The 7,092-nt window shown below is 74.1% G+C and carries 3 protein-coding genes; 2 read left to right on the top strand and 1 reads right to left on the bottom strand.

The window, feature by feature from the left end:
* The coding region (locus AC1DQF_RS20770) for a CapA family protein (protein ID WP_477527129.1) at nt 1-1,028 on the bottom strand (1,028 nt) is incomplete at its 3' end.
* 182 nt (nt 1,029-1,210) lie between these two features.
* On the opposite strand from AC1DQF_RS20770, the gene AC1DQF_RS20765 reads away from it, so the two are divergent.
* Together AC1DQF_RS20765 and AC1DQF_RS20760 are read left to right on the top strand one after the other, a co-directional pair.
* Nucleotides 1,211-4,165, top strand: a complete 2,955-nt coding sequence (locus AC1DQF_RS20765) for an ATP-binding protein (RefSeq protein WP_477527128.1) — start codon at nt 1,211-1,213, stop codon at nt 4,163-4,165.
* Nucleotides 4,162-7,092, top strand: a 2,931-nt coding sequence (locus AC1DQF_RS20760) for an ATP-binding protein (RefSeq protein ID WP_477527127.1), incomplete at its 3' end; no start/stop codon positions are given. The genes AC1DQF_RS20765 and AC1DQF_RS20760, both read left to right, overlap by 4 nt.

Genomic DNA, 7,092 nt, shown 5'->3' with positions numbered 1-7,092 from the left:
CCGCGGGCCGGGCCGGCGACGGGCCGCGGGCGCCCGCCGGCGGCGATCCGAGCCGGCGTCCACGCGTCGTCGACGACCCCGTCACGGTCCACGCGCAGCGACAGGACGCCGGTGTCGGGCTGGCGGTCGTGGTACCAGAGGAAGTTGCCGAGCCCGTAGCCGACATAGGTGTCGCCCGACCAGCCGGCGCCGCCCAGCACGTGGGCGTGGCTGCCCACCACGACGTCGGCCCCGGCCTCGGCGAGCTGGCGGGCGAGGAGCCGCTGCCGCTGCGTGGGGCAGGACTGGTACTCGCGTCCCCAGTGCAGGTAGACGACGACGACGTCGTCGACCGCGGCGGCCGAGCGGACGGCCCGCAGCAGCGCTGCCGGCTCGGCCTCGCGCGCGGCGGCCACGCCCGCGTTGTCGGACCCGGCCGCCCACACGTCGCTGCTGCCCTCGCGGAACACCGAGTCGGCCGCGAGGAAGGCGAGGTCGATCCCGCCCTTCGTCACCCGGTACGGCCTGAAGGCCGCGGCCTCGTCGCTGCCGGCGCCGACGACCTCCACCGTGCCGCGAGCGGCGGCGAGCGTGTCGGCCAGCCCGGCGGCACCGTAGTCGCCCACGTGGTTGTTGGCGACGCTCACCACGTCGACACCGGCGCCGGCGAGCACGTCGAAGGCACGGTCGGGGGCCCGGAAGTGGTAGCGGTCGTCGGCGGCCTCGAGCTCCTTGGGGTCGCGACGACGCCGATCGGTGACCGCGGTCTCCAGGTTGAGCATCGCGACGTCCGCGTCGCGCAGCGTGGCGGCGATCGGTCCCAAGCCGCCACCGGGACGCCGCAGCAGCCGCCGGAGGTGGGCCTCGAAGTGCACGTCGCCCGCGAAGGCCAGGGTGATCTCACCGGAGGCCTCGTCGAGGGTGGCCGCCTCGCGCGGCGCGGCGTCCGGAGCGTCCGGCGGATCGGGTGCGGTCGAGGTGCAGCCCGCCGGGACGAGGAGGACGACGAGCGCGGCCGCGAGCGCGATCCCGTTCCCTGGTCGCCGCACGTCTGCCCCGTCCCTCGCCCGTGTACCCGATTGTGCCGGTGAGGTGGAAACGGGGCCGCACGCACGAGCGGTCCACGAGCGATCGCCGGGCGATCTCCGGGTGCCGTAACCGGGTGGACAGTCGCGGGGCACGGGTGGACTCTGGAGTCGCGAGTCTCGGGTTCTCGGCGATCGGAGGCGGCATGGGCTCACTCCCCCGTCCCGACCTGCCACCCGGCCCGCACCACGACCTCGTCGCAGCCCTCCACGACCTCCACCACCACGCCGGCTGGCCGTCCCTGCGCACCCTCGCCCGGGAGGCCGGGGTCTCCCACACCACTGTCTCCAAGACGTTCTCCTCACCGGCGACCCCCACGTGGGGCACCCTCGAGCTCCTTGTCGAGGCCATGGACGGCGACCCCACCACCTTCCACGACCTCTGGCTCGCCGCCACCACCGATCCCACCGACGGCACCGGTCCCACCAACGGCACCGGTCCCACCGAGCCTCGGATCGCCGGACGCACGCTCGAGCTGGCCGGCGTACGACACCATCTCGAGACCGGCAGCGGACTCCTTCTCGTCACCGGCGAGGCCGGTATCGGCAAGACTCGGCTGGTCGACACAGCCACGCATGCCACCGCGACCTTCGTCGCGACCGGTCACTGCCTGCCCTTGGCTGCGGAGGTGCCCTTCATGCCGATCGCGGACCTCCTCCGCGAGGTCAACCGGGTGGAGGAGGGCCACTGGCTCGGGGCGGTGCTCGACGACGCGTCGAGCTTCGTCTCCGACTCCCTCGCACGTCTGCTGCCCGAGCTGGACGGGTCGGGTAGGCCCCCGCCGGCGGGTGATGACGCCTGGGCACGTCAGCGGCTCTTCGCCGCGCTCGGCCTGGCGCTCGCCGCACTGAACCGGTCGCGTCCCCTGGCGCTGCTCCTGGAGGACCTGCACTGGGGCGACCCCGCCACCTTGGACCTGGTGGAGCACCTCGTCGTCCACGACCCTGACATCGCCATCGTCGGCACCTGGCGCAGCGACGATGGCGCRACGCCGGCCGACAGGACCGAGTGGTGGACGCGGATGCGTCGCCGGTCGAACGTCGACACGCTCGAGCTGGCACCGCTGGACCGCGACGGCACGGCCGCACTGCTCGCCCTGCTGCAGGAGGGGACCCCGAGCGACGAGATGGTCGACCGGATTCACCGCAGGGCCCTCGGCCAGCCGCTCTTCATCGAGCAGCTGGCTGCGCAGATCGACGACGACGCACCGCTCCCCCGGCTGCTCGGTGACCTGCTCGACCGACGCCTGGACGGCCTGGGCGAGTCGGCGCGCGTCGTGGCGCGCACCCTGGCGATCGCGGACCGCGCGCTCACCGACGCCCAGCTGCGCGAGGTGTCCTCGCTGCAGCAGGGGCCGCTGGCGGACGGGTTGCGGGAGCTGGCGGCCCGGCGCCTGCTCGCGGCGCCCGGGCTCGACGTCCAGCTGCGACACCCGCTGCTCGCCGAGGCCGTGCGTCGCAGCACCGTCCTGCCCGAGGCCATCGAGGCCCACCGCGTCATGGGAGCCGCCATGGGTGGGTGGAAGGAGGTACCGGCAGCCGAGGTTGCGTCCCACTGGCAGGCGGCGGACCAGCCCGACCGGGAGATCGAGTGGCGGATCCTCGCGGCCGAGCAGGCACATGCCCGGTTCGCCACCCGCCAGGAGGCGGACGCGTGGCTGCGCGTGATCGCGCTGTGGGAGGAGAGCCCACTCTCGGTGCGGCACGGTCTCACGCTGTGCCAGGCCTACTGCGCGGCGACCGGCGCGCTGGACGACAGCGGACGGGGTGAGGACGCGGCGGTGCTCATGGAGGAGGCGGCGGTGCGGCTCGCCGGCGTGGCCGGGCTCGATCGGGCTCGACTGTTGACGACGCTGGGGGCCACCCGCGGCTACACCGACTCGCGGGCAGCCATGGAGCTGCTCGAGGAGGCGCTGGCCGAGTACGAGCGACTGCCCACGAGTGCCGCGCAGGCCGATCTCCTGCTCGAGCTGGCCGGTCACCTCCGGCACCAGGGTCGTCCGGCCGACGCCGCCGACCGGGTCGTGCGGGCAGCCGCGATCTGTGAGGACGTCGGGCACGTCGACGGCCACGTGCGGGCCCTCCTGACCCAGGCGTGGCACGAGGTGATGTACGCCGATCCGGCCACCGGCTGGGCGCTGGTCGAGCGTGCGCAGCGCGTGGGACGGGACACCAGCGACCCGTTCCGCGACATCTTCCACGCCCTGGTGGTGACCGACATGCTCCTGAAGACGTCCGCACCCGCCTCGTCGGTCGCGGAGGCAGCCGCCCCCGCGCTCGCGATCGCCCGGGAGTGGGCGATCGACACCTACGTCGTCGCCGCCCTCGCGTCCAACGTCGCCGAGGCCCACCTGCTCGAGGGGCGGCCGTCGCGGGCTGCCGGGCCGATCATGGCGGCCACCCGGGCGCCGATCGACCACGACCACTTCTGGCTCTACCTCGAGCGGGCTCAGATCGAGATGCTCGCGGGCGACCTGGCGGCTGCCGCGACCGGATTCGAGGCTCTGGCTGCCATCCCGCTCTCGTCGTTGCTGAATCGGAGCGAGGTCGTGTACCCGGCTTCGGAGCTCCTGCTCTGGTCGGGCGAGCCCGCCCGGGCGCTCGACCTGCTCACCGGACTGCTCGAACGGCTGCTCCCCACGGAGCTCGACGTCTTCCAGACCGGACTGCTGTCGCGCGCGGCCCGTGCGGCCGCCGACCTCGGACCCGACTGCCCGCGGGCCCCCGACGCGGTGCGGGTCGCCGACCGGCGGGGTTCGCACCGTCGACTGACGGACCTCCGCGCCCGGGCGCGCAGCGACCTCCTCGAGGCCGGCCGGGTGCCCGCCGACCGCCACGCCCATGGGCTCACCTGGACCGCCGAGATGGCCCGGCTCGGCGGCGCCGCCGGTGTCGAGCCCTGGGGCCGGGCGGCCACGGAGTGGGACGCGCTCACCCGGCGCCACGACGCGGCGTACTGCCGCTGGCGCGCCGCCCAGGCCGCACTCCGCGACGGGCAGGGCACCCTGGCCGCACGACTGCTCCGCCGCGCGGCCACCGACGCCCACGAGCACGTCCCGCTGTCCAGCGCGATCGCGGCCACCGCCGCAGGTGCACGATGAGCGCACTCCCCCGCCCCGACCTGCCACCCGGCCCGCACCGCGACCTCGTCGCAGCCCTCCACGACCTCCACCACCGCGCCGGCTGGCCGTCCCTGCGCACCCTCGCCCGCGAGGCCGGGGTCTCACACACCACCGTCTCCAAGACCTTCTCCTCACCGGCGATCCCCACCTGGGGCACCCTCGAGCTCCTCGTCGAGGCCATGGACGGCGACCCCACCACCTTCCACGACCTCTGGCTCGCCGCCACCACCGATCCCACCGACGGCACCGACCCCGGCACCCCCCGGATCGCCGGACGCACCGCCGAGCTGACCGCCGTACGACGCCACCTCGAGACCGGCACCGGCCTCCTCCTCGTCACCGGCGAGGCCGGCATCGGCAAGACAAAGCTCGTCACCACCGCAGCGCAGACCACAGACACCTTCGTCGCCACCGGCCACTGCCTGCCCCTCTCCACCGCCGTTCCGCTGCTTCCGTTCGCCGACGCGCTGCGGCGCGCCTACGAGAGCGACGGCGGCGGCTGGTTCGCCGAAGCACTGGCCCACTCCGCCCCCTATGTCGCGGGGTCGGTCCAGCGGCTCGTGCCCGAGGTCGAGCGCATCGTCGACACCGACCCGCAACCGCAGGACGACTGGTCCGGCCAGCGGCTGTTCGCCGCCGTGGGCGCCACCCTCAAGGCGCTCGGCGACCTGAAGCCCCTCGCCCTCGTCATCGAGGACCTGCACTGGGGGGACGCAGCCACGCTGGACCTGATCGAGCACCTGGCCGCACGCGGACTTCCGGTGCCCGTGCTGGGTTCCTTCAGGACCGACGACCCGCGCACGGCGGACTCCTCGGCCGCGTGGCTGGGACGCGTGCGTCGTCTCGCCACGACTGCCGTGCTCTCCCTGGCCCCGCTCACCAGCGAGGAGACCACCCAGCAGCTGGCCTTGGTGCTCGGCCGGCCGCCGTCGCCGGAGGTCGTGGCGACGGTCCACGAGCGCAGTCGGGGCCTGCCGCTGTTCACCGAGCAACTGGCCGGCGTGGCCGACGCCGATCAACCGCTGCCCGCGCTGCTGGGCGACCTGCTGGAGGCCCGGCTGGTGGGCCTCGGCGAGTCGGCGTGGTCCGTCGCACGGGTGCTCGGGGTCGCAGATCGAGGGCTGCCGGCCGACGTCGTGCGACGCGCGGGCGCCCTGTCCCAGGAGGCAGTGGGCCAGGGACTCCACGAGCTGTCGCGGTGGTTGCTCCTCGCCCCGCACGACGAGCAGGATCTGGCCCAGCTGCGTCACCCCCTGCTCGCCGAGGCGATCCGCCGCCGCCTGGTCGCCGGAGAGGCGGCCGCGCTGCACCGCTGTCTCGCCATCGCCCTGGCCGAGACCTGCGAGCCGGAGCCTGCCGAGGTCGCCACCCACTGGCAGCGTGCAGCCGTCCCCGACCAGGAGGTCGTCTGGCGGATCGCTGCGGCTCGTGCGGCCGCGGACCGCTACGCGGCGAACGAGGAGGCCGAGCAGTGGCTTCGCGTCCTCGAGCTCTACGCGTCGGGGCATCGCGATCCCGGCGGCCCCAGCCTCGGCGAGGTCTACTGCGAGGGGATCGACGCGGTCTGGGACGTGGGGCGCGCCCAAGACTCGATGTGGCTCGTCCAGCAGGCCCTCGAGCACCTCGACGACCTCGCTGATCCGGATGATCTGGCAAGCAAGCCGCGGGCCGACCTGTACTTCCGGGCCGGCGCCCGCAGTATGGGCACGGTCAGCCCGGCGGAGTCGTTGGACCTGGTCGAGCAGGCCATCGACATCTATCGACGTCTCGCGCCGACCACCGAGCTGGCCCTGGCGCTGGCGCGCCGTGCGTCGCTGCTGGGCGCCCGGGGGCGGTGGGACGAGGCCGCGGAGGACATGGCGGCCGCCGCGGACGCGTGCCTCACGATCGGCGACATCAGGACCCTGAGATCGGTTCGCGCCGAGCAGGCCTGGCAGGAGGCGATGCTGGGGGGACGTGACGCAGCGCTCGAGCGCATCGCCGAGGCCGCAGCACTGGTGACGTCCGAGCCCGACCCGACCGGCGACATCCGGCTCGGGGTGTTCGCGACCGACATCATCCTGAAGTGCGGCGGCAGTGCCGGCGACGTCATCGAGGCAGCACGCCGTGGCATGGACGCCGCGCGGACCTGGGAGACGTCCATCTTCGCCGTGGCCCTGCTGAGGTCGAACATCTCGGAGGCGTTGACGCGTGCGGGCGACGTCGCCGCGGCGGCCGCCATCATCGATCCTGCCTGCACCGAGCCCGTGGCGGGCGAGCAGTGGCCGGTCCAGGTCGAGAAGGCACACCTGGACGCCGTACGCGGGCGTCTCGATGACGCCGCCGACCGGGCCGGCTCGGTGGTCATGGCACCCAATCCCTCGTTGGCCTATCGCTTGGAGACGCTGTCGATCTCGGCGGTCATCGACCTGTGGCGGGGGGAGCCTGCTCAAGCCCTCGACGCCCTGCTGCCCCTGATCGACGAGGCCGCATCCACCGGATCCTCGCAGTTCGCCGGACCCCATCTGGTGCTGGCGGCGCGCGCTGCGGCCGACATGGCGGCGTCCGGGACTCGTCCCCGCCCGGGACGTGGGCGTGAGGAGCTCGACGACGAGCTGCGCGGCATCCTGGGACGGATGCAGCCCGTCCCGTTCGGGAGTGCGTCCGTCTTCGCCGATGCCCTGGCCCACGAGGCGTCGTGGCACGCCGAGATGTCGAGGCTGGTCGGAGCTCCTGACCTTGAGCACTGGTCGGACGCTGTGCGCGAGTGGGACCGGCTCCGCCGCCCCCACGACGCGGCGTACTGCCGGTGGCGGGCAGCGCAGGTCGCCCTCCGGGAGGGCCGCGGCACCCTGGCGGCCCGGCTCCTGAAGCGCGCCGCGAGCGACGCGAGCCAGCACGTCCCACTGTCCCGGGCGATCGCAGCC

It is taken from the genome of Nocardioides sp. P4_G4 (assembly GCF_056401085.1).
The sequence above is the reverse complement of the archived record's forward strand: the minus strand, read 5'-3'. Positions and strand labels throughout refer to the sequence as shown.